1 protein-coding gene is annotated in these 519 nt (G+C 50.7%); it reads left to right on the forward strand.

Annotation, left to right across the window (positions count from 1 at the left end):
* Positions 1–519 (forward strand): hypothetical protein (locus tag ACFFNX_RS52195; protein WP_378213922.1); only part of this gene is annotated, 519 nt, incomplete at both ends.

Below are 519 nucleotides of genomic sequence, written 5' to 3' on the forward strand. Positions count from 1 at the left end.
GCTTCAGCCTGCTGGAGGGCAAGCCGGTCCAAGTATACGCTTGCGTCAAGGACTTCCAGTACTACGAGTTCACAACAGACGAGTCTGACCGCAAGCTGTCCGTCGTGGGCCACCTGCAGCCCGAGAAGCGCATCGACATCAGCGCCGACATCATCCTGGGCGGTGATAAGAAGAACATTGTTCACGGAGCTTTGTTCCTGCAAGACAACCTCGTTAAAAGCGACTACGGATTCACCAACGAGAACTTCAAATACTTCGTTAACGCCCTGAAGAAGGACTTGGAAACCCTGGAACAACGCATCAAGCAGCTGGGTGAGAAGGCCGGAAATGACTTCAAGGCCACTCTACAGCGCGTAAAGTCGACTCTTGAGAACATCAAGAAATCTTACGATGAGGATCTACACAAACTTTATGAAGAGATCGCCAACGACAAAGTGCTGAAGGAAATCTCTGAAGCTTTGGACATCATTGTGAAGTACCTGGCCAAGATTATTGACGATGTCGTCCACACCACCGCCC

Source organism: Actinoallomurus acaciae (assembly GCF_042429965.1).
GTDB lineage: Bacteria > Actinomycetota > Actinomycetes > Streptosporangiales > Streptosporangiaceae > Actinoallomurus > Actinoallomurus acaciae.